17 protein-coding genes and 1 pseudogene are annotated in these 24,844 nt (G+C 59.0%); 10 read left to right on the top strand and 8 right to left on the bottom strand.

The window, feature by feature from the left end:
• Window positions 1-7: 7 nt before the first annotated feature.
• Complete coding sequence (gene mmsB / locus ACYZTM_RS19035) at window positions 8-895, top strand: 3-hydroxyisobutyrate dehydrogenase (protein ID WP_461984043.1); 888 nt, start codon at window positions 8-10, stop codon at window positions 893-895.
• Between the two features lie 160 nt (window positions 896-1,055).
• Here mmsB and ACYZTM_RS19040 read toward each other — a convergent pair whose 3' ends face one another.
• From ACYZTM_RS19040 to ACYZTM_RS19055, 4 genes are all read right to left on the bottom strand, one after another.
• Window positions 1,056-1,400: a cupin domain-containing protein gene (locus ACYZTM_RS19040; RefSeq protein WP_007946320.1), complete on the bottom strand. Its 345-nt coding sequence runs from the start codon at window positions 1,398-1,400 to the stop codon at window positions 1,056-1,058.
• A 109-nt stretch (window positions 1,401-1,509) separates the two neighbouring features.
• Window positions 1,510-1,881: a MerR family transcriptional regulator gene (locus tag ACYZTM_RS19045; protein WP_461984046.1), complete on the bottom strand. Its 372-nt coding sequence runs from the start codon at window positions 1,879-1,881 to the stop codon at window positions 1,510-1,512.
• A gap of 49 nt (window positions 1,882-1,930) precedes the next feature.
• On the bottom strand, window positions 1,931-2,506 hold the full coding sequence (locus ACYZTM_RS19050; RefSeq protein WP_131060847.1) for an NAD(P)H-dependent oxidoreductase: 576 nt from the start codon (window positions 2,504-2,506) through the stop codon (window positions 1,931-1,933).
• A 45-nt stretch (window positions 2,507-2,551) separates the two neighbouring features.
• On the bottom strand, window positions 2,552-3,436 hold the full coding sequence (locus ACYZTM_RS19055) for a LysR substrate-binding domain-containing protein (protein WP_461984048.1): 885 nt from the start codon (window positions 3,434-3,436) through the stop codon (window positions 2,552-2,554).
• A 225-nt stretch (window positions 3,437-3,661) separates the two neighbouring features.
• Between ACYZTM_RS19055 and ACYZTM_RS19060 the strand changes: the two genes are divergently transcribed.
• Window positions 3,662-4,426: a sulfite exporter TauE/SafE family protein gene (locus tag ACYZTM_RS19060; protein ID WP_131060846.1), complete on the top strand. Its 765-nt coding sequence runs from the start codon at window positions 3,662-3,664 to the stop codon at window positions 4,424-4,426.
• Here ACYZTM_RS19060 and ACYZTM_RS19065 read toward each other — a convergent pair.
• A complete protein-coding gene (locus tag ACYZTM_RS19065; protein WP_131060845.1) occupies window positions 4,416-4,730 on the bottom strand; it encodes a putative quinol monooxygenase in 315 nt (104 codons plus the stop codon). The genes ACYZTM_RS19060 and ACYZTM_RS19065 overlap by 11 nt on opposite strands.
• A 160-nt stretch (window positions 4,731-4,890) precedes the next feature.
• On the opposite strand from ACYZTM_RS19065, the gene ACYZTM_RS19070 reads away from it, so the two are divergent.
• From ACYZTM_RS19070 to ACYZTM_RS19105, 8 genes and pseudogenes are all read left to right on the top strand, one after another.
• Window positions 4,891-5,481, top strand: a complete 591-nt coding sequence (locus tag ACYZTM_RS19070; protein WP_131060844.1) for an NADPH:quinone oxidoreductase MdaB — start codon at window positions 4,891-4,893, stop codon at window positions 5,479-5,481.
• 135 nt (window positions 5,482-5,616) lie between these two features.
• A complete protein-coding gene (locus ACYZTM_RS19075; protein WP_461984051.1) occupies window positions 5,617-6,528 on the top strand; it encodes a LysR substrate-binding domain-containing protein in 912 nt (303 codons plus the stop codon).
• Between the two features lie 103 nt (window positions 6,529-6,631).
• Window positions 6,632-7,525: pseudogene (locus ACYZTM_RS19080) on the top strand (NAD-dependent epimerase/dehydratase family protein).
• A gap of 204 nt (window positions 7,526-7,729) precedes the next feature.
• Window positions 7,730-9,175 carry a SulP family inorganic anion transporter gene (locus tag ACYZTM_RS19085; protein WP_461984053.1) on the top strand — a complete coding sequence of 482 codons (1,446 nt, stop codon included), beginning with the start codon at window positions 7,730-7,732 and terminating at the stop codon, window positions 9,173-9,175.
• A 297-nt stretch (window positions 9,176-9,472) separates the two neighbouring features.
• Window positions 9,473-10,822: a GntT/GntP/DsdX family permease gene (locus tag ACYZTM_RS19090; protein ID WP_131060841.1), complete on the top strand. Its 1,350-nt coding sequence runs from the start codon at window positions 9,473-9,475 to the stop codon at window positions 10,820-10,822.
• A 15-nt stretch (window positions 10,823-10,837) separates the two neighbouring features.
• The gene (locus ACYZTM_RS19095; protein ID WP_461984056.1) at window positions 10,838-11,698 is read left to right on the top strand and encodes a MurR/RpiR family transcriptional regulator; all 861 of its coding nucleotides are present in this window, start codon (window positions 10,838-10,840) and stop codon (window positions 11,696-11,698) included.
• Between the two features lies 1 nt (window position 11,699).
• Window positions 11,700-13,175, top strand: coding sequence for an N-acyl-D-amino-acid deacylase family protein (locus ACYZTM_RS19100; protein ID WP_461984058.1), 1,476 nt, complete (start codon window positions 11,700-11,702; stop codon window positions 13,173-13,175).
• 158 nt (window positions 13,176-13,333) lie between these two features.
• Window positions 13,334-13,702, top strand: coding sequence for a glyoxalase superfamily protein (locus ACYZTM_RS19105; protein WP_461984060.1), 369 nt, complete (start codon window positions 13,334-13,336; stop codon window positions 13,700-13,702).
• Window positions 13,703-13,714: 12 nt separating this feature from the next.
• Here ACYZTM_RS19105 and ACYZTM_RS19110 read toward each other — a convergent pair whose 3' ends face one another.
• From ACYZTM_RS19110 to ACYZTM_RS19120, 3 genes are read right to left on the bottom strand one after another with little or no spacing between them, the layout of a single operon-like run.
• Window positions 13,715-16,507: an RHS repeat-associated core domain-containing protein gene (locus tag ACYZTM_RS19110; protein WP_461984062.1), complete on the bottom strand. Its 2,793-nt coding sequence runs from the start codon at window positions 16,505-16,507 to the stop codon at window positions 13,715-13,717.
• Window positions 16,504-21,021 (bottom strand): SpvB/TcaC N-terminal domain-containing protein, encoded by a 4,518-nt coding sequence (locus ACYZTM_RS19115; RefSeq protein WP_461984064.1) that lies wholly within the window; start codon window positions 21,019-21,021, stop codon window positions 16,504-16,506. The genes ACYZTM_RS19110 and ACYZTM_RS19115 overlap by 4 nt, the downstream gene beginning before the upstream one ends.
• Window positions 21,018-24,836, bottom strand: coding sequence for a Tc toxin subunit A-related protein (locus ACYZTM_RS19120; protein ID WP_461984066.1), 3,819 nt, complete (start codon window positions 24,834-24,836; stop codon window positions 21,018-21,020). The genes ACYZTM_RS19115 and ACYZTM_RS19120 overlap by 4 nt, the downstream gene beginning before the upstream one ends.
• Between the last annotated feature and the right edge of the window lie 8 nt (window positions 24,837-24,844).

Genomic DNA, 24,844 nt, shown 5'->3' on the forward strand with positions numbered 1-24,844 from the left:
GCCAGGCATGAAAATCGCTTTTATCGGTCTCGGCAACATGGGCGCGCCGATGGCGCGCAACCTGATCAAAGCTGGCCACTCACTGCGGCTGGTTGACCTGAACAAAACCGTTCTGGCAGAGCTGGAGCAACTGGGCGGTAGCATTAGCGCTTCGGCACGTGAAGCCGCGCAAGGTGCAGAGCTGGTGATCACCATGCTGCCAGCCGCTGTGCATGTGCGCAGCGTATGGTTGGGTGACGACGGCGTGCTGGCGGGTATCGCCAAGGGCGTGCCGGCAGTGGATTGCAGCACCATCGATCCGCAGACGGCGCGTGATGTCGCCGCGGCGGCGGCCAAGCAAGGCGTGGCCATGGCGGATGCACCGGTCTCCGGCGGTACCGGCGGTGCAGCTGCCGGGACCCTGACTTTTATGGTCGGCGCCACCCCTGAATTGTTCGCTACCCTGCAACCGGTGCTAGCGCAGATGGGCCGCAACATCGTGCATTGCGGCGAAGTCGGCACCGGGCAAATCGCCAAGATCTGCAACAACCTGCTGCTGGCGATCTCCATGGTCGGCGTCAGCGAAGCCATGGCGCTGGGCGATGCACTCGGGATCGACACAACGGTGTTGGCCGGGATCATCAACAGTTCGACCGGGCGTTGCTGGAGTTCGGAGATGTACAACCCGTGGCCGGGCATCGTCGAAACGGCGCCGGCCTCGCGTGGCTATACCGGTGGTTTCGGTGCCGAACTGATGCTCAAGGATTTGGGGCTGGCCACTGAGGCGGCACGTCAGGCGCACCAACCGGTGGTGCTCGGCGCGGTGGCCCAGCAGTTGTATCAGGCAATGAGCCAGCGTGGGGAAGGTGGCAAGGACTTCTCGGCGATCATCAACAGCTATCGCAAACCCCAGTAAACCCTGTGGGAGCGAGCCTGCTCGCGATAGCGTTTGATCAGTCACCGCCAATGGTGACTGTGCTGACCCAATCGCGAGCAGGCTCGCTCCCACAGGTACTGCGTTTGCGCATCGACATTTACCGGGAAATCATGTCGGGTGATCTCCCGGTTTTTTTGCATCAGGCAAACACGAAGTACTTGCGCACGGTTTCAACCACTTCCCACGTGCCTTTCATCCCCGGCTCAATCACGAAAATATCACCGGCGCGCAGATGGATCGGCTCTTTGCCTTCCGGGGTGATGATGCAGTACCCCTCGCGGAAATCGCAGTATTCCCACTTCACGTATTCCACATACCACTTGCCCGGCGTGCAGATCCAGGTGCCCATGATCTTGCTGCCGTCTTCGCTGGTGTAGGCGTTGAGGTTGACGGTGTGCGGGTCGCCTTCGAGTTTTTCCCATTTGCAGGCGTCGAGCACCGGCAGCGGGTGAGTGTCGCGAAGGACGGTAATGGGTGCGGTCATGTGGACTCCGGGGCAGTGGATAAGAGAACTGAAGCCGCACCCTATAGCGCCCCGCATCCGGTCAGTTGTCTGTGCTCGACATTGAGCTGTCCATAAACGCGCATTGCCCTCATAGACTGTTCAGTGGGCAATCGACCCTGGCCTGTTCGAGGCTGGCTTCGAACTCGACCAATTGCGAGTGTTGCAGCGATAGAGCCGCGATTCGCTCGCCGATTTCCTGTTTCTTGACAGCGATGACCTGACGGGCCAAATCCCACGGCATTTGCGGCTCTTTATGTCCGGCGAAGATCGCCTGCAACTCCTTGAGTCTGAAACCCAGTTGCTGAGCGCACTTGATGAAGATCAGCAGCTCGACGCTATGCTGGTCATAGACACGGTATTTGCCTAACCGCTGAGCGGCAGGAAGCAGACCGATCGACTCGTAATGGCGGATGCTTTTGATCGTCGTTCCGGAGCGCTGCGCGGCTTGGCCGATGTACATGAAAAGTCCTTTTTTACCGTGGTGAAGCCCGGGCACATTATCGGCAGACTCAGCGGCTGGCGATAGCCTGGGCTTGCAGCAACCAAGCCTCACGCTGCCCGGCGCTGGCGCCGAGAATCGGGCCAAAGGTGAGCGTTCGATGAGGTTCTATTCCGCAAAAAGCCAGGGTTGTTTTGCGGACCTGATGCAGTCCGGGCATGCGATAGATCCAGCGGTAATACCAGGGCGGCGTGTCCATGGTTACCAACAAGTGCGCACTGCGACCGTGCAGGAGTTTGTCGGGAAAGGCTTTGCCTTCGCGGTACTTGAAAGCGAAACCGGGCAGGAACACCCGATCGAAAAAGCCCTTGAGCAACGCCGGAACTCCACCCCACCAGATCGGATACACCAGTGTCAGATGCTCGGCCCACAGGATATCGGCCTGCGCCTGACGCAAGTCGGCCTCCAGCGGCTGAACCTGCTGATAACCTTCGCGCAGCACTGGATCAAAATCCATGTTGCCGAGAAATAACTGGCGCACCTCATGCCCGGCGCGCAACGCTGACTGTGCGTAACGCTCCGCGAGTGCGGCGCAGAAACTGCTGCTGGAAGGATGACCGAGGATGATCAGAATTCGTTTGCCCATCGTTTCAGTCCTTGAAGATCAAACCCCAAGGATAAAGTCTGCCCCTCAGGGGAGAGTCAAGGCATGCAGCAACGCTTTCGCATAACCGGGAAGCGTCGCAAAGTCCCGCGCACAGAGCAGGAGTTTGCGTTGGGCCCAGGGTTCTTGCAGTGCGAGGCTTCTGAAGGGCAGCGCACCTGGCCAGCGGTCGACGGCGGCCAAGGGCACGATCGCCAGACCGGCACCGCGAGCGACCATGCGCATCACGCCCTCGAAACCGTCGGCGCGGATGCGGATTTGCAGGCGTGAACCGATGTGTAGTGCTTGTTCTTCGAGGTATACGGCCAGGGCGCTGTTAGCGTTAAGTCCTACGTAGTCGTGGTGCAAGGTATCGCTGAAACTCAGCGATTCGGTATCGGCCAGCGGGTGATTGTGGGGCAGGATCAACACCAGCGGGTCATCGCGAAACGGCCGGGTTTGCAAGTCATCGGTGTCCACCGCGTCGGACACGATCCCGAGGTCTGCCGCCCCCTGACGCAACGCATGGGTGATGCGGGCGCTGGGCAGCTCTTGAAGGTCGATGTCGAGGTTCGGATGTTCGCGCAGAAAGTCGGCGAGCAACTCCGGCAGGTATTCGGTGATCGCGGTGGTGTTGCACAGCAACCGCACCTGACCTTTGACGCCCTTGGCGTATTCGGCCAAGTCCTGTTGCATGCGTTCGGCTTGTTGCAGCAGGGCTCGGGCGTGTTTCGCCAGGGCTTTGCCTGCCGGTGTCGGCGTGACACCGCGACGACCGCGGTCCAGGAAGTCGATGCCTAGCGAGGCTTCCATGGCGCGGATTCGTGCGCTCGCGGCTGCCAGGGATAAATGGCTGCGGGCGGCGCCGGCGGTGATGTTGCCCGTGTCGAGGATGTTGAGGTAGAGGCGCAGGTCGGTCAGGTCGAAGTGCATCGGTACAGCCTCAGGAGGTGTGTTGTCTGGACGGACGCCTTCGCGGGCAAGCCTCGCTCCTACGGGGTTGATGGCGTCCGGATGAACACAGCAAACCTGTAGGAGCGAGGCTTGCCCGCGAAGGCGTCAGTTGCATCGATACATTCTTAAGCCTCTGCCAAAACAAGAGGCAGCCTCAATATATGGCAGATTTTCAATCGGCCAATCCAGGCTCACGATAGCCCCATGAATACTCTCGCCGCGTTCTATCAAAACCTCGGTCTGGCCCTTTCCTTGCTGGTGATCGCCACTTTTCTACTGGCCGGCATGATCAAAGGCGTGATCGGCCTCGGATTACCCAGCATCGCCATGGGCCTGCTCGGTCTGGCTATGGCGCCGTCGCAGGCTGCGGCGCTGTTGATCATTCCCGCAACCCTCACCAATGTCTGGCAACTGGCATTCGGTGGGCATTTGCTCGGCTTGATCAAACGGTTGTGGCCAATGCTCCTGGCGATCTTCATCGGCACCGGGGCGGGCACGGTATGGATCGGCATGGCCGGAGGTCATTGGGGGGTGCGGGCGTTGGGAGGGGCGCTGTTGCTTTACGCGCTGAGCGGTTTATTCCTGCCGACCTTGCGCGTCGAAGGTCGAACCGAGTGCTGGCTCGGTCCGCTGTGCGGCGTGCTGACGGGCGTCATCACTTCCGCCACCGGTGTCTTCGTGATTCCGGCTGTGCCTTATCTGCAAGCCTTGGGTTTGAGCAAGGATGAACTGGTGCAGGCGCAGGGCCTGTCGTTCACCGTCTCGACCCTCGCCCTGGCCGCCGGCCTGTTGTGGCGCGGCGCCCTCGGCGGTGGCGAGTTAAGTGCGTCGTTACTGGTGTTGATCCCGGCAGTGCTCGGGATGTTGCTTGGCCAATGGTTGCGCCAGCGGATCAGCGCTGTGCTGTTCAAGCGGGTGTTCTTCATCGGCCTCGGCGTGCTCGGCGGTCACTTGCTGATCAGCGGGTAGAGGAAGACGGACTCAGCTTCTCGATGGCGCGGATATCAAAGTCCTGCTCCAGGTATTCCATGCTCATGTCACGGAACTGCTGCATGTGCGGCAGGTTCGAGTGCACGTCGAGGTGGGCCTGGGACTGCCAGATCTCGTGGAAGATAAACAATGTCGGGTCCTGTTTGTCGCGCAGCATGTGGTACTCGATGCAGTCGGGCTCGGCGCGACTGGCTTCTACATAGCCGCTGAAAAACGCTTCGAAGGCGTCGGATTTTTCCGGGCGGGTCTTGGCGTGCAAGATGAAGCCTTGCATTTCACTCATCAGAAATCTCCTCAAGTTCAGAATCGGCGCAAGTGTATGGCAACAATCGCCTATCGATTCGTGCGTATTGGTCAAATGAATTGTGCGAATTCAACGCTTATTCCGCGCGAGGCAGGTCGTTACTCTGCCGCCATCGAATTCGAACCTTCCGAGATTTCTCATGAAAAAAGTCCTGTTGCTCAATGGCGGCAAAAAGTTCGCCCACTCCGATGGCCGCTATAACACCACCCTGCATGAGGCCGCGTTGAGCGTGCTGGACCGTGGCGGTGTCGACGTGAAAGCCACTTTCATCGACGAGGGGTACGATGTCGCCGAAGAAGTCGCCAAATTCCTCTGGGCCGACGTGATCATTTATCAAATGCCCGGCTGGTGGATGGGCGCGCCGTGGACCGTGAAGAAGTACATCGACGAAGTCTTCACCGAAGGCCACGGCAGCCTCTATGCCAGTGATGGTCGCACCCGTTCCGACGCCTCGCAAAAGTACGGCAGCGGTGGATTGGTGCACGGCAAGCAATACATGTTGTCGTTGACCTGGAACGCGCCGCAGCAAGCCTTCGACGACCCGACTGACTTTTTCGAAGGCAAGGGCGTGGACGCGGTGTACTTCCCGTTTCACAAGGCCAACGAATTCCTCGGCATGACCGGCTTGCCGACCTTCCTGGCCGTCGATGTGATGAAGCGTCCGAATATCGAGGGTGATGTGGCGCGTTATGAACAGCACCTGACCGAGGTGTTCGGCCTCAAGGCGTGAGCTCGGTTACTATCGATACCTGAAGCCAGAACCTGTAGGAGCCAGGCTTGCCGGCGAAGGCTTTTTAGCGGACGCCTTCGCCGGCAAGCCTGGCTCCTACAAGGCCGGCGCTGAATTGATCGATGAGGGGCATCCGTGAAAGCCAGATCCGATGAGTTGCAGATTTTCGTCTGCGTGATTGAGTGCGGGTCGATTTCCGCGGCGGCCGAACAGGTCGGGCAGACGCCTTCGGCGGTCAGCCGTACGTTGTCGCGGCTGGAGGCGAAACTCGATACCACGCTGATCAATCGCACCACGCGGCGCATGGACCTGACGGAGGAGGGCAAGTATTTCTTCGAACACGCCAAGTTGATTCTCGATCAGATGGACGAACTCGAAGAACGCCTGACCTCACGCCAGCAAACCCCGTCCGGGCGTCTGCGGATCAACGCCGCTTCGCCGTTCATGCTGCACGCCATCGTGCCGTACATCGATGAGTTCCGCGGCCTCTACCCGGACATCCAGCTCGAACTCAACAGCAACGACCTGATCATCGACCTGCTCGAACAAAGCACCGACATCGCCATCCGCATCGGCACACTGGCGGACTCGACGTTGCACGCGCGCTCGCTGGGTTGCAGCCCGCTGCACATCGTCGCCAGTCCGGCGTACCTTGAGCAACACGGCACGCCGGCGGCTGTTGCGGACCTGACCGGGCATGCGTTGTTGGGCTTTACCCAGAACGAAGGCCTCAACCAGTGGCCGCTGCGGTATGTGCACGGTGATCGTTGGCCGATTCAGGCGTCGATCAGCGCTTCCAGCGGCGAGACGATCCGGCACCTGGCGCTGGAAGGCCAAGGCATCGCCTGTCTGTCGCACTTCATGACGATCGACGACATTCGTGCGGGGCGATTGCAGGTGCTGCTGGCGGATTTCAACAGCGGCTATCGCCAGCCGATCAACGCGGTGTACTACCGAAACTCGCAACTTGCCCTACGGATTCAGTGCTTCCTGGACTTCATCCAGGGCAAATTGGCGGCTTATGCGAATGCGGACTTCAAAGGCTGATTCGTGACTCCTGCGCAAGAGTGATTTGGGTAAGTGGGTCTGTTTCGTCACGGGACGGTCCTCGATACTCAATGCATCACTTATTCACGCAGGGAGTTTCTCCATGAACGTATTCGTTACAGGCGCCGCTGGTTTCATCGGCGGCTCCATCGCCACCGGTCTCGTCCGGGCGGGCCACAAGGTCACCGGTCTGGTGCGCAACGCCGACCAAGCCACTTAACTGAGCGCCCTGGGCATCACCCCGGTAATCGGCACTCTTGACGACAGCGCACTATTGGCCGAACAGGCCCGCGCTGCCGATGCCGTGATCAACGCCGCCAGCAGCGACCATCGTGGCGCGGTGGAAGCCTTGCTCAATGCCTTGCGCGGCGCCAACAAAGTCTTCCTGCACACCAGCGGTTCGAGCATCGTCGGCGATGCGTCGGGCGGCAAATCCAGCGACGTCATCTATTTCGAAGATAACCTGCCGGAGCCGACCGTCGACAAGGCTGCTCGCGTAGCCATCGACAACCTGATCCTCGCAGCGGCGAAAGACGGCGTGAATTCGGGCGTCATCTGCAACACCCTGATTTACGGCCACAGCCTGGGCGTCAATCGCGACAGCGTGCAGTTGCCGCGCTTGCTGAAGCAGGCGCGTAGAAGTGGCGTGGTCCGGCATGTCGGTACGGGTCAGAACATCTGGTCCAACGTACACATCGAAGACGTGGTGTCCCTGTACCTGCTGGCACTGACAAAAAACGTACCGGGTACGTTCTACTTCGTCGAGAGTGGTGAGGCGTCGTTCATCGACATGACCACAGCCATGGCTGAAGCCCTGAAACTCGGCAAGGCGCAAGACTGGCCGTTGAAAGAGGCCGAAGCCGAATGGGGTTATGAAATGGCCAACTATGGTTTGGGCTCCAACAGCCGGGTGCGCGGCAAGCATGCGCGTGAGTTGCTGGGCTGGGTGCCGAAGCGGACGTCGGTGGTCGAATGGATTCGGGACGAGATGGTTTGAGTTCGCCTTAAACCGCGTCATCGTTCTTCGCGGGCAAGCCTCGCTCCTACGGGGTTTTGTGTCGTTCACGGAATTAGCGAGCGACGCAAAACCTGTAGGAGCGAGGCTTGCCCGCGAATGCGTTTCCTAAGTGCCAACAACTGGCCGGGCTGCCCTCAATTCCGTAACATCCGCTCCCTCTTTCCCTGCTGTGTCCGGTCCCCCATGAAACCAAAACGTCTGCGCGCCGATGTCCTGGCCGGACTCACCACGTCTTTCGCCCTGCTACCCGAATGCATTGCCTTCGCGCTGGTGGCTCACCTCAATCCGCTGATGGGGCTTTACGGCGCTTTCATCATTTGCACCCTGACCGCGCTGTTCGGCGGTCGGCCGGGGATGGTGTCAGGTGCGGCCGGTTCGATGGCGGTGGTGATCGTCGCGCTGGTGGTGCAGCACGGTGTTCAGTATCTGCTCGCGACCGTATTGCTTGGTGGCCTGATCATGCTGGCGTTTGGGCTGCTGAAGCTGGGCAAACTGGTGCGCATGGTGCCGCATCCGGTGATGCTCGGCTTCGTCAACGGCCTGGCGATCATCATTGCGCTGGCGCAACTTGAACACTTCAAGAATGGTGAAACCTGGCTCAGCGGCATGCCGTTGTACCTGATGACCGGGTTGGTGGTGCTGACGATGGCGATCGTTTACCTGCTGCCGCGCCTGACGCGTGCCGTGCCGCCGGCGCTGGTGGCGATCCTGAGCGTCGGGCTGGCGGTGTATCTGCTCGGTCTGCCGACGCGCACCTTGGGCGACATGGCTCACATCGCTGGCGGCTTGCCGACGTTTGCGCTGCCAGACATTGCGTGGAGTCTGGACACCCTGCGCATCATCGCGCCCTACGCGATATTGATGGCGCTGGTCGGGCTGCTGGAAACTTTGCTGACCCTGAACCTCACCGACGAGATCACCGAGAGTCGTGGCTTCCCGGATCGGGAGTGCGTAGCGTTGGGCGCGGCCAACATGGTCTCCGGCGTGTTTGGTGGCATGGGGGGCTGCGCGATGATCGGCCAGACGGTTATCAACCTCAGTTCCGGTGGTCGTGGCCGGCTGTCCGGTGTGGTGGCCGGGGTGCTGATTCTGTTGTTCATTCTGTTTTTGTCGCCGCTGATCGAGCGCATCCCGTTGGCCGCACTGGTCGGGGTGATGTTTGTGGTGTCGCAACAGACGTTCGCTTGGGCTTCGTTACGGGTGGTGAACAAGGTGCCGCTGAACGATGTATTGGTGATCGTTGCGGTCACGGTCATCACGGTGTTCACCGATCTGGCCATCGCCGTGCTGTGCGGGATCATCATTGCGGCGCTCAACTTCGCCTGGCAGCAGGCCCGCGAGCTGTACGCCGACGCTCATATCGAAGCCGATGGCAGCAAGCTCTATCACCTGCATGGCACGCTGTTCTTCGCCTCGACTACGCCTTTTCTCAATCAATTTGATCCTGCCAACGACCCGCCTGTCGTGACCATCGACTGCCGCCATTTGAGCTTCGTCGACTATTCGGCCATCGCCGCGCTCAAGACGCTGCGTGAGCGCTATGCCAAGGCCGGCAAGCATTTGCGCGTGCTGCACTTGTCCGAGCGTTGCAAGAAATTGCTCAAGCGTGCACGTGTGAATCACGACTGAGAGTGGTAGCCGATCGTTCCCATGCTCTGCGTGGGAATGCCTCACCGGACGCTCCGCGTCCGCTTTTGGGGACGCAGAGCATCCCCGGCTGCATTCCCACGCAGAGCGTGGGAACGATCAGCGCGAAGATGATGTAAATCCGCCTGCCTGATTTTCATATCTACCGACCTCGCATACCCCTGTGCGACATCCCTTATCCCTCTACGAAAATAACTTTCACCTCGTTTGAGTTTCACCTCTCGAAATGTTTTAAGAGTTTCACAAAACTTTCGACGTGACCCTTTCGAGGAGTACCGCATGACCCTGTCCTTCGGCTATTGGCTGCTGGTGTATGCCGCCATCGCCATTATTGCTCTGATCGTTCTGATCGCCCGCTACCGACTCAATCCCTTCATCGTGATCACCCTGGTGTCCATCGGCCTCGCGCTGCTGGCGGGTATGCCGCCGTCTGGGGTGGTCGGCGCGTATGAGGCCGGGGTCGGCAAAACCCTGGGGCACATTGCGCTGGTCGTGGCGCTGGGCACGATGCTCGGCAAGATGATGGCCGAGTCCGGCGGCGCCGAGCAGGTGGCGCGGACCTTGATCGACCGTTTCGGCGAGAAGAACGCGCACTGGGCCATGGTGTGCATCGCCTTCCTGGTCGGGCTGCCGCTGTTCTTCGAGGTCGGTTTTGTATTGTTGGTGCCGATTGCCTTCACCGTGGCGCGCCGCGTTGGCGTGTCGATTCTGATGGTCGGCTTGCCGATGGTCGCCGGTCTGTCGGTGGTGCACGCGCTGGTGCCGCCGCACCCGGCGGCGATGCTGGCGGTGCAGGTGTATCAGGCGTCGGTGGGGCAGACCTTGCTCTACGCGATTCTGATCGGCATTCCGACCGCGATCATCGCCGGCCCGCTGTACGCCAAATTCATCGTGCCGCGCATTCAACTGCCGGCGGAAAACCCGCTGGAGCGGCAGTTCCTCGACCGCGAACCGCGCGACAGCCTGCCGGGGTTCGGTATCACCATGGCGACCATTTTGTTGCCGGTGGTGCTGATGCTGATCGGCGGCTGGGCCAACCTGATCTCCACGCCGGGCAGCGGTTTCAACCAGTTCCTGCTGTTCATCGGCAACTCGGTGATTGCCTTGCTGCTGGCGACCCTGCTGAGTTTCTGGACCCTCGGCATTGCCCAGGGTTTCAACCGCGAATCGATCCTAAAATTCACCAACGAATGCCTGGCACCGACCGCCAGCATCACCTTGCTGGTCGGCGCCGGCGGCGGGTTGAACCGGATTCTGGTCGATGCGGGCGTGACCAACCAGATCGTCAGCCTGGCCGACGAGTTTCACCTGTCGCCGCTGATCATGGGCTGGCTGTTTGCGGCGTTGATGAGGATCGCCACCGGTTCTGCCACCGTGGCGATGACCACGGCGTCAGGGATTGTGGCGCCGGTGGCCATTGGTCTGGGTTATCCGCACCCCGAGTTGCTGGTGCTGGCGACCGGTGCCGGGTCGGTTATCTTTTCCCACGTCAACGACGGCGGCTTCTGGTTGATCAAGGAATACTTCAACATGACCGTTGCCCAGACCTTTAAGACTTGGACCGTGCTCGAGACCATCATTTCGGTGGTCGCTTTCGCGCTGACCGTGGGTCTTTCTTACCTGATCTAACCGGAGCCGCCTGCCATGGACATCCTCTATCAGATCCGCGCCCGCCAGGATTCCTTCAGCGCCGGTGAAGGACGCATCGCGCGGCTGATGCTCGACGACGTAGGTTTTGCTTCCGCCGCCAGCCTCGATGAGCTGGCGCAGCGAGCTGAAGTCAGCACCGCCACGCTGTCGCGGTTTGCCCGCACGGTGGGCTGTCGCGACCTGCGCGATCTGCGCCTGCAACTGGCCCAGGCCAGTGGCGTCGGCAGCCGTTTCCTCGACCCGGCGGGCACGCCTGACCAGTCGGCGTTTTACGGACAAATCGTCGGTGATATCGAGTCGACCTTGCGCCAGCACTTGTCGGCGTTCGACGAGTCGCGTTTCGCCGATGCGGTGAAACTGCTGGGCAAGGCGCGGATGATTCATGCGTTCGGCATGGGCGGCTGCTCGACCTTGTGCAGCGATGAATTGCAAGTGCGGCTGGTGCGATTCGGCTACCCGATTGCGGCGTGCCACGACCCGGTGATGATGCGCGTCACCGCCGCCAGCCTCGATGCCGAACGCGCCGTGATTGCCTGCTCGCTGACCGGCATCACCCCCGAACTCATCGAAGCCGTCGAGCTGGCGCGCAACTACGGCGCACGGATTATCGCCATCACCCGCGCCGATTCGCCGCTGGCGCAATTGGCGGATGTGCTGCTGCCGCTGCAAGGCGTCGAGACCTCGTTCATCTACAAACCCACCGCGGCGCGCTACGGCATGCTGCTGGCCATCGACGTGCTTGCCACCGAGCTGGCGCTGGCCAATCCTGAAGACAATCAAGAACGTCTGCGGCGGATCAAACTCACCCTCGACGATTACCGCGGCGGCGACGATCACTTGCCGTTGGGAGACTGACATGATGTACGACACGCTGATTCGCAACGCCCTGATCATCGACGGCAGCAACAGCCCGGGTTATCCCGCCGATGTGGCGATTCTGAATGGCCGCATCGAGCGTATCGGCGACCTGCACGATGCCACTGCCAGCGAAGAAATCGACGCCGCCGGCCGCGTGTTGGCGCCTGGTTTTATCGACGTGCACACCCACGACGACACGGTGGTGATCCGCCAGCCGCAGATGTTGCCCAAGCTCAGCCAGGGCGTGACTACGGTGATTGTCGGCAACTGCGGGATCAGCGCGTCACCGGTGAGTTTGCGCGGCGATCCGCCGGACCCGATGAACCTGCTCGGCACCTCGGCAGCCTTTGTTTATCCGACATTCAGCGATTACCGCGCAGCGGTCGAAGCGGCGAACACCACGCTGAACGTTGCCGCACTGGTGGGTCACACCGCGTTGCGCAGCAACCACCTCGACGACCTGTTTCGCACCGCCACGGCGGATGAAATCAGCGCGATGCGCGAGCAACTGCGCGAAAGTCTCGAGGCCGGCGCCTTGGGCTTATCCACCGGTCTGGCCTACGCCAGCGCGTTCTCGGCGTCCACCGATGAAGTGATGCAACTGACCGAAGAACTGGCGGCATTCGGCGCGGTGTACACCACCCATTTGCGCAGCGAATTCGAACCGGTGCTGGAGGCGATGGACGAGGCGTTCCAGATCGGCCGGCATGCGAAATCCCCGGTGATCATTTCCCACCTCAAATGTGCAGGGGCCGGCAATTGGGGGCGTAGTCCGCAATTGCTGGCCTCGCTTGAGGAGGCTGCGAAAACTCATCCGGTGGGTTGCGATTGTTATCCCTACGCGGCGAGTTCTTCGACGCTGGACCTCAAGCAAGTCACCGACGCCCATCGCATCACCATCACCTGGTCCACGCCGCACCCTGAGCTGGGCGGTCGCGACCTGATGGACATCGCCGCCGAATGGAACGTGCCGCTGCTCGAAGCGGCCCGCCGACTTCAACCGGCCGGTGCGGTGTATTACGGAATGGACGAGGACGATGTACGAAGAATCCTCGCCCATCCGTTGTCGATGGTGGGGTCTGACGGCTTGCCGGAAGACCCGTTCCCGCATCCGCGCTTGTGGGGTGCTTTCCCACGGGTGCTTGGGCATTTCAGTCGTGACGTCGGGCTGTTTGCGCTGCACACCGCCGTACACAAAATGACCGGGCTGTCGGCGGCGCGTTTCGGCTTGAAGGAACGGGGTGAAATTCGTGAAGGACATTGGGCGGATCTGGTGTTGTTCGATCCGCTGACCATTCGCGACGTGGCGGACTTCAATGACCCGCAACGAGCGGCGGAGGGGATTGAGGGGGTGTGGGTCAACGGGGTGTTGAGTTACAGCGAAGGCCAGGCGAACGGCAAACGGGAAGGGCGGTTTCTGGCGCGGGAAGGGGATCTGCGCGCGGGTTTTCAGAGCCTCCACAATCCCCTGTAGGAGCCAGGCTTGCCGGCGAAAGCGATCAGCCAGTCGACAAATCTTTTTGAACTGCTTCGCGTAGTAGCACATTGCAATTAAAGAAAGCCATCGCCAAGCCGAAGCGCTGACATCCAGCCCAACTACAATGGGTGTCTTTTCAGTCAGGGAGCAACCCAATGAGCTTCGGCAAAACCACCCCGATCCTGCGGATTTTCGACGAGACCAAGGCATTGGAGTTCTACGTCGACTTCCTGGGGTTCACCGTCGACTGGCAGCATCGCTTCGAAGCGAATTTCCCGTTGTACCTGCAAGTCTCCCGTGGCGAATGCGTGCTGCACCTGTCCGAACACCATGGTGACAGCACGCCGGGTTCGGCCTTGCGGATCGAGACCGACGAACTTGAGGCGTTTCAGCAGCAACTGCTGGCGAAGGAATATCCGTTTTCCCACCCACAGATTCAGGCCATGCCCTGGGGAAGCCAGGACATGACCATCAGTGATCCGTTCGGGAACCGGTTGGTATTTACCAACGCGATCTGCATGTAAAGCAACACTGACTTACGGATTGGCGGCGCGCAGGTATTGGGTTCTGGATGACCGCATCGATTGCACATGCGCGGCGTAGTCAATGGGCTCCAGTCGGCCGGTGGGGATGTTGATGTCCCTCGGGATCAAGGCATTGCAGTTCATGCAGGTAGGGAAATCGGTGGCTTGCCGGGAATCGGAAAAGCCCTTGAGTCGTTGAGTCATCACAAAGATGTTTTCAGGCGGGACGCTTGCACTCGGCGAGTGATTGAGCAACGCGTTCCTGCTCCGCACTTCCGCATGACGCCCAGGGGTGCCGGACTGAATAGGGAATAAATGTCCGGAGTGACCTGAATGGTCGCGGATGTCCCTGGCCAGCGCCGGGTGGAGGGTGACGTCATTCTGATTGGCGTAATCGCGTTCAACTTGAGCCATGTAGGTCTCAGGACGGGTGACTTCAAAGATCCCCAGGTCCCCTGGCCCGTTTGTTGAGGGGAAAGGATTGCGAAAGAGGGCGATCCCTGGATAGGGCCTGTCCCCCAGCAGTTCCGGGAAGTTGAAATGCCCCCAGGACGAAAAGCTTCCGTCCACCGTCGTGACCGCAGCGTGTGCGGTGTGCTCATTCAGTTTCTTTTTCGTATAGGCCTTGAACGCTGGGTGAGTGGCTTCGACCCCGGCGATTTCCTTGGGTGTCAGAGGATTCGTCCGATTGGGAAATTGAGTCTGCAGTTCGGCCAGTTTCTGGCTTTTTGCTTCTGCAAATAGCCTTGGAGCGTCTGTCATCGAAACGGTTTTCACCGAAAACCGGTCGTAGTAGTCGAGCACGCTGGGAACGTTGACCAGATCATCGCGCGCCAGCCCCCGCGAATCCGCAAATCGCACCGGGTTGTTCCCCACCATGCAATACAGGTTCAAGCCGTCAGCCGTGCCCGTGGGGTCCGGGCTGATCCATCGTTGCAACCATGGCGCGTAATACCGCTGGCCGTAGTAATACAGCCCGCTGGTATCACGCTCCTTGCCCGAGTAGCGAAGGGTTCTGTATTTCGCTTCCAGCACGTTACGCGCCGCTCTCCACGCCGTGCCGCCAAAGGGGTAATAACCTTCCTCGCTGATCAGGTGGCCTTCGCCATCCAGTTCCATTGTGTTGGAACCCAAGTGATCGTCGAAACTGAAGCGCAACGCGTCATTGGTGATGGCTGACGGTGTTCCCAGGCTCCAGTGCAGGCACCGAACGTTGCAGGTTCCCGCTTGAACTGTGATGACCTCGAGTTTTTCCGACGTGCTTTCCCGGATTTCCAGGCCAGGCAAATACAGGACGTCGCGGCAGTGGGCGAGGGCGTGGGCCTTTTGGGTTTGCCGTTTACGAACTCGCTGGCCGCTGCCGTCGTAGAGGTAACTTTCTGTATCCGCTTGCTGCTCGGCGCGCTCTACCAGGGTCACGCTTTGCAATTGGTTGCGCGCGTTCCACACCAGCGGTTGCCCGGATTGCAGTTTCTGCAGATTGCCGTTGGCATCGAAGCCGGTTGCAAAGTCGGGGGGCGGATCACCTGTTTTCCATGACAACCCACGATTGCTGTCGGGGGCGATGCGCATCTCGCGGGTGTAGTTATTACCTTCGCGCTGATGCTGCAGCGTGGTCAGGTTGGCGCGTTCGTCGTAGGTGTAACGCTGAGTGAAATTGAGCAGTCGGTTGCGGTCTGCCGGGCTGGGTAGCCAGGCAGGAAGCGCCGCGCGGATGCTTGCTGCCTGCTCTTCCCGGCCCGTCGCCTTGACCAGTTGATACAGGCTGTCGTAGGCATAAGTGCTTACCGGCCTTACGCGTTGATTGGCGTTGTGCTGCTCGGGTTTGCTGTGGTCTTCGACATTCAATACGTTGCCGACCGCGTCGTAGGCGTAATGCAGTTTCTGAAGCACGTGGGTGTTTGTGCGCGAAATGCACCGCTGGATCATGCGGCCGTTTTCAGGCGCATACATCGCCGTGCTGGTGATCTTGCCGCCCAGGATCTGTGATTCGATCTGACCTTGCGCGCTATAGCTGACTTGATCGAGCAGCAGCTTCTGTTGCGTCGTGCCGCTGAGTTGCAGGGTGACTTTGTGCAACTGGCCGGCAACATCAAACCAGAAGCGTTGCATATGCCCTTTGGCGTCAATTTGCTCGAGGACTTCGCCGGTCGGAGCGTAGCGCCAGGTGGTGGGATGGCCGGTACCGCTTTCGAGCAAAACTGCACGCTCATCAAGATCTTCCGGCCAGTGCGCGGCGTGTTGATCTTTCAGTAGATGGCGCGTTTGGCTGAGCAGTTTTCCCGTCAGGTCATACCCGGAAAAAAGCACGCTGCCAGCCGGATCATCGTGGCGAATCAACCGTCCACACCGGTTGGTTTTCGCATCGTCGGTTGAGTTGGCTGCGTAGGTAAAGCGCTCGATGGCCTGACGGGATTGCTGTGTGGATTCTTTGTGGATGGCCAGTGGACGCAGCTGGTTGTCATAGTCGGTCTGCCAATGGCTACCGCGCGAGTCCCAGTTGTCCAGCGCCTGGCCGGCTTCGCCAAAAAGCGTCAGACGCCAGCCGGCATCGATGCTGTCGATCAGAAACGTGGCCCCCGACAGGCTGCTGACTTGCCTTGAGTCTGCGGTGGTCAAGCCAACCGGGGTTGCGGGCGAGTAGTGCTCAATGATCTGTCCGCTGATGTCATGCCGGTAACGCGTGATACGGGCTTCTGGCGTCTTGATCGATTCGTTGCACAAGTAACGGACTTCGCGTAGCGCAAGACCACGGCCGTCGATGACGTTCAGGGTCGGAGTGTGGCGATGAACATTGACGCTCATTGCGCACCTCCTTGCGCTGGCAGCTCGGGCTGGGTGTCGTTTTCGTCTTCGGTGATGGAGTACCAGGGATGCCAGGTATGACGACGTTCATCACCCTTGGCATTGATGACGCGAATGAGTCGGCCCATGGGGTCATGGAAATATCGATCGCAAAGGCCTGATGTGCGCAGGGACTCATCATTGATGTAGCGGTGCCGGTCACTGAAGTACGGCCGATATTTACGAGTCACCAGGCCCTTGTTGTCGTATTCAATGCGCTCGCTGACACGCCAGCGAAGGCTGACTTCGTGTTCTTGCGGGTTACCGTTTTTCCACGTCAATGTGCCGTCATCGTTGACCGCTAACGCTGTTCCTCTGCCGGCGTTGTGTTTGCTTTGCAACGGCCGGCCAAAGCCATCCCAGCACTCGACTCCGATGCGAATTTCTTTGCTTTCGGAATCGTTGAGGTATCGATCTGCCTGCAACGTAGCGCAGTGAACCGGTTCGCGCTGCACGCTTTGGATCTTCGTCTGGAGTGCTTGTTCGTAAGGGGTTTTATTGATGTCCCTGCGGGCCAGACGCGTACGGGCGCCTGCGCGGATGTACCCACCGGGCAGCAGATCGCCTTTGGCAATTGCCCCTTTGCACCATTCTTGGTCCTGCGGTGTTGCGGCCTCAATGCGCCCCATCCAGCTGAACGCATCGTAGAAGTAAGCGCTCGCGACTTGCTGTAACGCCTGTTGCGGGTTTTCGACAGCGAGGTCAGGCCGACCGTGATAGCGACGAATATAGGTGGAAAGTGGCGCGAACCCGATTTTTCCATCGGTGCTGCTTTTGAAATGGGTGATGGCGTGAACATGTCCGAATGCATCGTACGACGATTCCTGGACAACGCTATTGGAGTCGGTGAGCCGAGTGGGTTGGAGTATTCGGTAGTCGATGTTGGACGCTGTGGTCGTGCAGTTGTCCGGCAGCTTGATGTCGGTGGTCAGGCAGAAATAAGGGGTATGGGTGAAGGTGGTTTGCCCCTGTTGCGGGCTCTGTTTAAAACTCGACGGTTTGAAAAAACCATCCAGTTTGTTATACGTGACGAAGTGTCGGCGTACCGACCAAAGTTTGTCCCGCTTATCCCACTCAGCATCGCCCGGTAAGGCGATGGGCATTTTTTTGTAGCCAGCGTGTTCGAGGCGTCGGATCAAATCAAAAGACGGAGCCTGCGATTTGAGTACGTCGTAAACCTTCAACGCCAACTCATTAAGCTCGGCTGTTTCCGTGTGATCGACCAACGCCTCGACACTGGCCTGCCCATCCGCAAAGGGTCCACTGGCATCAGGTTTTCCATAACGCTGTAAAGACAGACCGGTCATGACCTGTCGCGCTCTCCATGCAGCTGAAGCGCCCAGGATCAGCAGCGCCTCATGGTTGATGCCTGAAGGCGCCAGGCCTTCGGCCAGCGGTGCTTTTGGCAGTTTCAGAGCATTCGTACGTCGCAGATAAGGCAGGCCAAGCCGCCTGTTCTGCACGGTGCTGATGTGAATGAATTGGGCTTTATGTTCGGTCACGTAATAGAACTGCTGGGCTTCGTCATGGGCGTCGGCCCACCATTTTTTCTCCCAGGAATCGGTAAAGGGACAGGCATCGTCCGCTGTTGTGCGCCGGGCATAGCTGATCTCCAGATGGTGGATCAGGTAACCGTAGGCGTCCCAGTTCAGATTGATCGTGTGGGTGCAGCGCGGATCTTGCGGGAAGCGTTCGTACTGATAGTGAATTGACTCCGCCAGCACCGGGTGCAGGATCGAATAAGGGCTGTGCTTGCCCATGCCCTTGAGTTCGTTGACCTTGTAGCGATGTTGTTGCACCGAATACGGACGCTTTGACTGGTTGCCCTGATTCTGGCCGTAAACCTCTACCCGCAAGAGACGCCCGTTCAGCGCCCGGGCGATTTCACGCCGGCGCGCTCTGGACCAAGTGTTGGCCGGAACATGCCGGTCGCTGCGCGGCGTCCAGCTTTCACCCAGGTTCTGGATGGTTTGTTTGAGAAGCACGGCTTTTTCGTCGCTGTAATCTCGATCATGGATGATCAGATCAACTTCATCGCCGACATGGAACCAGGTTTTGGTCAATGTCGGTACGGTGTGCAGATTGCTTGCTTTATCACCACCCATGTCGGTTTGCACGAGCAGGCCGAAGCCCCGAAATTCGCGTTCGGTGCCGTCGTAAAAACCGCGCCGATACTTGAATTTTTGGATTAGAACATTCCCGGTAGTTTCGTCGAGTCGAGTTTGCTGCTTGACCAGAAACAGCGGAATCGGCAAGCGCGAAATCGCCGTTTTTTTGTTTTTGCGTACCTGTCTTTTTTCGTCCAGCCACTCTTGTGCCGAACTGCGGTAATTGATGCTGCCGTCGGCGCCCATGTTGTTGTTTGTCGAATGCAACAAATAGGGTTTGGTGCTGACGAAATCGCATCGCCAATGCCGCGGCGTTGCCCCCGGTACGCTGAAAACCAGGTTGGAGCAGCCGAGTCCTTGCAGGTCGGTGGCGCTGACCTGGCAGAACCGGTCATAGCTGACACCTGCGGGCCATGGCATGTCGATCGCCGGGCTCAGGCCATTGCCGCATAGATTCATGAAAATCCGTGCGCAGTGGGGTTCCAGATAAATAAGGTCTGCGCTTCCAGAGCCATCCAGGTCGGCCAGCAAAAGACGCGATGAATCGAACTCTTCCAATGAAAGCTCCGGTGTGGCGATCACCCGACCTCTACCGAAGCGTCCCCGACCGAGGTTGGGCCAACATTTCACTTCGTTGCGGCGGATACGGATCAGATGCTGTTGTCCACTGCCGAGAATGTCGCTGAAGGCCACCAGTTCGCTGGATGAGTTGCCGGGCAGAGGCAGGTCATCCTCATCAGCCCCGCGATCGACTTCGGTTGCGGCGACGAAGCCTGCGCCTTTCTGGTTGGCATACAGGCGAACACTGCGCGGGCCAAGCATGACCAGATCATTGAGCCCGGCGCCCATCAGATTGGCCAGTTGCCCTTGAGGATGGAAGAACTCTGTCGGAACGGCGTCCATCGGGGTGAAGTTCGACCAGGTGCCGTTGGGTTTCAGCGTGAAGAAACCACTGAGCCCCGGTTGCGCCACGATCCAGTCCGGGCGTCCGTTTGCATTGAGGTTACCGAGAAACTGTCGGGTGGGTTTGCGGCTGTCGGCTGACGGGATATGTGGCAGATCGCTCAACGCTTTGTACGTGACATGATCCCCTCCCAAGTCATCGCGCACCGGTTGGCTATACCGCCAACTTTTGTCGGTTCGGTGCAGTACGCCGGGCAGTCCTTCCCCCAGTAGATCGACGAATTGAAAGCGCTGTTGATGATTGAACCCGGACAGCGCCTCGAACGGTTTGAAGCGCTGCACGTCAGGTTCAAGCGAGAAGTCGGTGTAGGTGAATTCGAGGGGGGGATGGAGTTGAGCGGTGTTCTTGTCGTAAGCCTGGTCCAGTGCTGCGCTCAGGCAGCTATAGGAATGGGGGCTGGTTTGATACTCGATCACGCTGCGGCGAACCAGTACCGGCTCAGGGCCCATTGATGTTTCATCGGGGAAGTGATGAAACATCAGAATCTGCCGGCATAAACGTCGGGTTCTCAGCTCGAATCCATAGGAAAAATCCGAGAAGGGATCGCTCCGTAGCGGTGACTCTTTTGTTGCTCGATAAGCAGGTTTTTCATCCAGTGCAGTGCTGCGCTCACCGCAGTCGAAGCACACTTCGAAATGCCAACGTACGTCCTTGAGCCCCCCGACTTTGCCTGAGTACAACTGAGCGTCAGCTTCAAAATTGCCATAGCGTACCCGCCCGAGGTAACGCTGGGCACGGCTGTCGGCAGGGTCCTGCGCCGAGACCGGGTCCGCGTTGTATTCATACACAATATGCTCGCCATGAGGGTTCATGCTCTCTTCAAGCAACCACTCGCCCACGTGCGATAGCGCATCGGGATCCGCACGGCGTGCCGATGGCGTTTTTCCAAACAGATGCTGACTGCCGTCGGCGTTGTGTATCAGCCAGAAGCCCGGTTCGTCTGTTGAACTGGACCAATGCTCGATCAGGTTGAAGGCGGTTTCGATGCGCGGTCGATAGCGCACGACTGTGTGTTCCATCTGCCGTGTGCCGTCGCTGTAAAGCTTTTGGCTGGATTCGATCACGCCGGTGGTCCGGTTCCGCTCAGGCATCAACACCTCGCCGTCGGGGCCGATGAACAAATCATCACGGGTGTAGGACGGAACGCCCAGGTGGGTGCGTCGTGTGACGGTCGGCAGCGACAGTTTCCAACCGAGGCCGAACACCCCGTTGCCTTGAGCACTGCTGTAGCGCAAGGCAAGGGCCGGGGCATATCCGCGACCGGGTGAAATGGGCAGCGGAATCTCGCAGGAAGCGCTCCCGCTGGAGCCGATTGCACCGAGGCCGTTACCGATGCTTTGAATCGCCCCCCCGCCCTTGGGCAAGGCAGGAGGAATGACAGGGAGGGCGGCGTGTTCGCTCATTGCGCACCACCATTTGCCCTGGCGGTGTACTGCACGTGCACGATGATATCGGTCAGGGATTCGAGCACGCTTTTCTGAGCCGCATGATTGGGGAATGACAACTGCCATTTCGATACCGCTCCGGTGTATTCGAAGGGCAGGTAGCGTTCGTCCTGAAAGCTCAAGGTGAACAGACCGCTGTCGTCGATGCCTGTGGACAGGGCAATTTGCTGATTGGCGCGCAGACTTTTCATGACGATCTTGTCGGCGCCGGGCAGGACGACCTCGCTGCCGGTCTGGGTCAGCGTGGCACGGATATCTTCATAGGGACCGAGGATGGCCGGCAGTGAAATACTGATGCTCTTGATCCGGCGCAGGCAATGCCCCGGGTAGTCGTTATCAAACAGGGCCTGCGTCAATTCAAACTCGTAAGAGCCCGTATCCAGCAGGATGGCCTTCATTCCTTTGATGAGCGTGTTGTCAGCTGCTAGCGCACCGTTCCAGGGTTTGTTGATGGATGGCGTGATATTTTCCTTTAGGTGGAGTTTGCTCAACGACACGGTCTTGCGGATTTCCAGTTCGCGCTCGTTGCCCAGCAGCCAGGCATTCTTCATCTTCATCAAGCCCAGCTTCATGCGCTCGCCAGGGCCGAGTCCGCGGTAGGTGCTGTTCCAGGTCTGGTTCTGGAAGAACGGTTGAGTGGTGGTGTCGGCCGTCTCGTATCGCCAGCTCCGTTCGGTGAACTGGCACAGGGAGAGCGTCGAGTCATACACCTGGTAGTAGAAGCTGGAGAGCTGATGGGTGAACCACTGGTAAAGCTGTGAGTTGGTGAAGCGCTGGCTGAGAAAGTCGTAAGAGGCCCGGGCTTGAGCCAGCGACGTTTGAGTCTGTTGTAACAACAGTCGTGAAGCGATCTCTCGTTCAGCCTCCAGTGCAAGCTGTGCATCAATCTGGGCGATTTCGAGCTTTGCCTGATCGCGAGCGAGGGTCCAATCCTGATGGCGGCGTCGATACTGCGCGGCACGCTCGAGGGCTTCGCCCGCGCCATAGGCGGCGGTTGCCACCCCTTGCGCCATGGCCATCATGGCAAGGGGGCCGCCCTCCAGACGAGCCCCGCCGTCCGCCAGGCCAAAAATGTTGGGAACCACTTTCAGGCTTTGACCGCCGGCATGAGCCGCATGGGCGCCTGCTTCAGCGATACGCCCCTCCAGATGGAACGCGGCGGCCGTCACTTCTTCCAGATTGACGACCTCGTTGACCCGCTGACTGTAGTAATCACGGCGGCTTTCGACGATGGCTTTACTGGCCAGTAACGCTTCGCGGTTTTTATGATCGATCTTCAGGGCCTGGGTCTGCAGGTCCACCGCAACGGTGGCGATATCCCATATGTGCTGTTGCTGAAGTTCCTGATAGCTGGCCTGCTCGCTGCGCTCGATAAACGACATGAGCGTTTCGCCGAACTGAATCACCGTGTCTATCGCACTCATGGCATGGGCATGCAGGGCACTGAAACGGTAAGGCGGGATCTCTGTGCCCAGTCGCTGGGCCAGACCGGGCTCCGCAGCGCGAGAAGGGTTGGCGCCGTGCTGTTTGTTTGAAGCGGCTGGAGTCGCGAACAACGCAAGCCTCAAGGGGCGACCCACAATGTCGAGGTTATGTCGCAGGTTATGCAGGCGGCTTTCGAGCTTTTCCCAGCGGGGGAACAACACGGGGTTGAAGGGCAAGCGCGAATGCGGCGCGTCAATCGCATGGGCAGAATGTGAATGGACGTAAGGGCGAACACACACTTGAGGGGTCTGCTCTGGGGCGACGGTTGTCGATAGGTGTTTGCCTGCTTCTCCCAAGGCTTTTTCAAACTCACGCAGTTTTGTATTGGGCTCCTCGCTGAACGCTCTCAATTTGATCGTTGTCCATAGATCGGTTTGCCTGACATCCGGTCGCGGGCCCAACAGGTCCTGTGCGCGCAGGTACCAGAGCTTCGCGTCGGTCAGGCTGTCGGGAGACAACTGGCGGTAAGCGGTGTCGCCACGGTTGAGCAGAATATCGAGGTAGAGCATGTACAGGGCTTTGCGAAAGTGCACGGGATGGCTCAGTGCAATCTGGTGCGGATCCTGTGGTCCCTGGAGGGCGTAGCTGGGTTGGCCGGGCTTGGGCGTGCCGGTCATCAGAGGCACTGCGTTCCAGTAGTCAGGGTTGCTGCCACTGACTGCTTTTCGGGCGGGATTGAACAGGTACTGCAACCAGCGTTCGGCTTCGCCGTATTGACGCTCCTGGTTAAAGCGGTGTGCCACCAGCCAGGGCAGGTAGAGAAACAACTCGACGAAGTAGCGACCGTAGGCGTCGTAAAAGTCCAGTTGCTCGGGCGGTTTTCCGCTTTCGAAAGGAGGCTCTTGCAGGTGCTGAGAGGACCAGCTCAGCAAGGTGTCCATGCTGTCTTCTGCGCGCTCGATCAGGTGTCGGGCGAAGGTGATGTTCATTCGGATGGGATGGCGAGGCAGGGAAGTCTGAACTTCGCTGTTTTTGATTCCAGACTTTGAGAAATCGATGAATTCTGTTGTACCTAATGCGTTGTCCAGATGGAATTCAATACTGGGAGCTGTCGGCGAACCTGATAGATAACTGAATTGAAGCATTTTCGCCTTGGAGTAAGGCCAGCACCCAAGAAGCCTGAGAAGGGTGTTGTCTTTCTCGCTGTCCAATTCACTGCGTGGAATTACTTTTGACTCAATCAAGGCATCTTTATCGATCATGGCCCACATGCAGAAATCAACAAAGGGAAGACTCACATCTTCACGTTCAAACTCACCAAGATGTAAAGCAATGCAGAGAGACGAAGACGATTGATCGCAGGTGGTTATGGTTCGTGTGTATTCCCTGAGTTTCTTCAGGTTCATACCTCCAATTGTTCCGTCCGAACAATAACCTTGAACACAGGTCTGCGGCGTACTCCAGCTCCCGTCGTATTTCTTGAAACACAGGTTCAGACGAAACAACGGATAGGTTTTGCCCTTGTTTTCTTCTCTGCTCGCCTGATCCTGAAACACGCATTCCGCCCAGATCACATACAAGCGATTGTTGAACATGACCGGGCGAATGGTGTGTTCAAGGGTGCTGTCGGAAACCGGTAGATTGATGCGGTGCCAGTCGGACCATGCTTGCGGTTCCGGCGCATCATATTTGGCAGTCCGGGAGCCGGCCACGAAGGGGCGACAGGCCATGTCCAGCGAGCGCCAATACCACGTATTGGCCGCACGGGATTTGGCAATGAAGTAGTAAGTGCTGTTGGCGAAATCGCTGCCGTCGATGTAACCGTTGACGATTTGCAGGTTGGCTACTTCCTCCAGTCTGTTCAGATAGGCCAGCACAGCAGTTTGCGCGGATTCGGCCGTGAGCTGGTTGCGGTTGAGGTCGTTTTCCAGTTGCTCGAAGCTTGCGGTGCGGGTCTTGCGCAGAGTCGGATCAAGGTAAGCCGCCGGGAAATAGTACAGGCGCTGATTGGTGGCCCAGGCCTGATAGTGATGCAGGACAGTGCGCCAGGTGTCGACCTGGTCGGTTGGAATCTGCGCGGTGTGATAACCCGGCTCCATGTTGGCCAGAATGCTATTGATGTATTGCTGAAGACTGGCAATCGCGCAGGCTACCGGGCTGGTCGGCACGTCTTGGCTGACCAGCACGTCAAGCAGCCAATAGTGGTAAAGATCATCAGCCGTCTTGAGGTGCTCTGCGATCTTCAAGGCTTGCGGCGTCTTGTCTTGCGGCGCTATCGCAGACAGATAGAGCCCGAGCTGCGCATCACGCAGGCTTTCGTTAAGTTGTTTTTCAATAGCAACAGACATGTTCATTC

This window comes from Pseudomonas sp. MDT2-39-1 (genome assembly GCF_054898085.1).

What these genes read in the sequence shown, in the direction of transcription:
- ACYZTM_RS19105 (WP_461984060.1), top strand. Translation starts at nt 13,334, where the DNA reads ATGAGCTTCGGCAAAACCACCCCGATCCTGCGGATTTTCGACGAGACC.
- ACYZTM_RS19050 (WP_131060847.1), bottom strand. Translation starts at nt 2,506, where the DNA reads ATGGGCAAACGAATTCTGATCATCCTCGGTCATCCTTCCAGCAGCAGT.
- ACYZTM_RS19085 (WP_461984053.1), top strand. Translation starts at nt 7,730, where the DNA reads ATGAAACCAAAACGTCTGCGCGCCGATGTCCTGGCCGGACTCACCACG.
- ACYZTM_RS19070 (WP_131060844.1), top strand. Translation starts at nt 4,891, where the DNA reads ATGAAAAAAGTCCTGTTGCTCAATGGCGGCAAAAAGTTCGCCCACTCC.
- ACYZTM_RS19060 (WP_131060846.1), top strand. Translation starts at nt 3,662, where the DNA reads ATGAATACTCTCGCCGCGTTCTATCAAAACCTCGGTCTGGCCCTTTCC.
- mmsB (WP_461984043.1), top strand. Translation starts at nt 8, where the DNA reads ATGAAAATCGCTTTTATCGGTCTCGGCAACATGGGCGCGCCGATGGCG.
- ACYZTM_RS19115 (WP_461984064.1), bottom strand. Translation starts at nt 21,021, where the DNA reads ATGAGCGAACACGCCGCCCTCCCTGTCATTCCTCCTGCCTTGCCCAAG.
- ACYZTM_RS19055 (WP_461984048.1), bottom strand. Translation starts at nt 3,436, where the DNA reads ATGCACTTCGACCTGACCGACCTGCGCCTCTACCTCAACATCCTCGAC.
- ACYZTM_RS19045 (WP_461984046.1), bottom strand. Translation starts at nt 1,881, where the DNA reads ATGTACATCGGCCAAGCCGCGCAGCGCTCCGGAACGACGATCAAAAGC.
- ACYZTM_RS19040 (WP_007946320.1), bottom strand. Translation starts at nt 1,400, where the DNA reads ATGACCGCACCCATTACCGTCCTTCGCGACACTCACCCGCTGCCGGTG.
- ACYZTM_RS19120 (WP_461984066.1), bottom strand. Translation starts at nt 24,836, where the DNA reads ATGTCTGTTGCTATTGAAAAACAACTTAACGAAAGCCTGCGTGATGCG.
- ACYZTM_RS19110 (WP_461984062.1), bottom strand. Translation starts at nt 16,507, where the DNA reads ATGAGCGTCAATGTTCATCGCCACACTCCGACCCTGAACGTCATCGAC.
- ACYZTM_RS19065 (WP_131060845.1), bottom strand. Translation starts at nt 4,730, where the DNA reads ATGAGTGAAATGCAAGGCTTCATCTTGCACGCCAAGACCCGCCCGGAA.
- ACYZTM_RS19090 (WP_131060841.1), top strand. Translation starts at nt 9,473, where the DNA reads ATGACCCTGTCCTTCGGCTATTGGCTGCTGGTGTATGCCGCCATCGCC.
- ACYZTM_RS19095 (WP_461984056.1), top strand. Translation starts at nt 10,838, where the DNA reads ATGGACATCCTCTATCAGATCCGCGCCCGCCAGGATTCCTTCAGCGCC.
- ACYZTM_RS19100 (WP_461984058.1), top strand. Translation starts at nt 11,700, where the DNA reads ATGATGTACGACACGCTGATTCGCAACGCCCTGATCATCGACGGCAGC.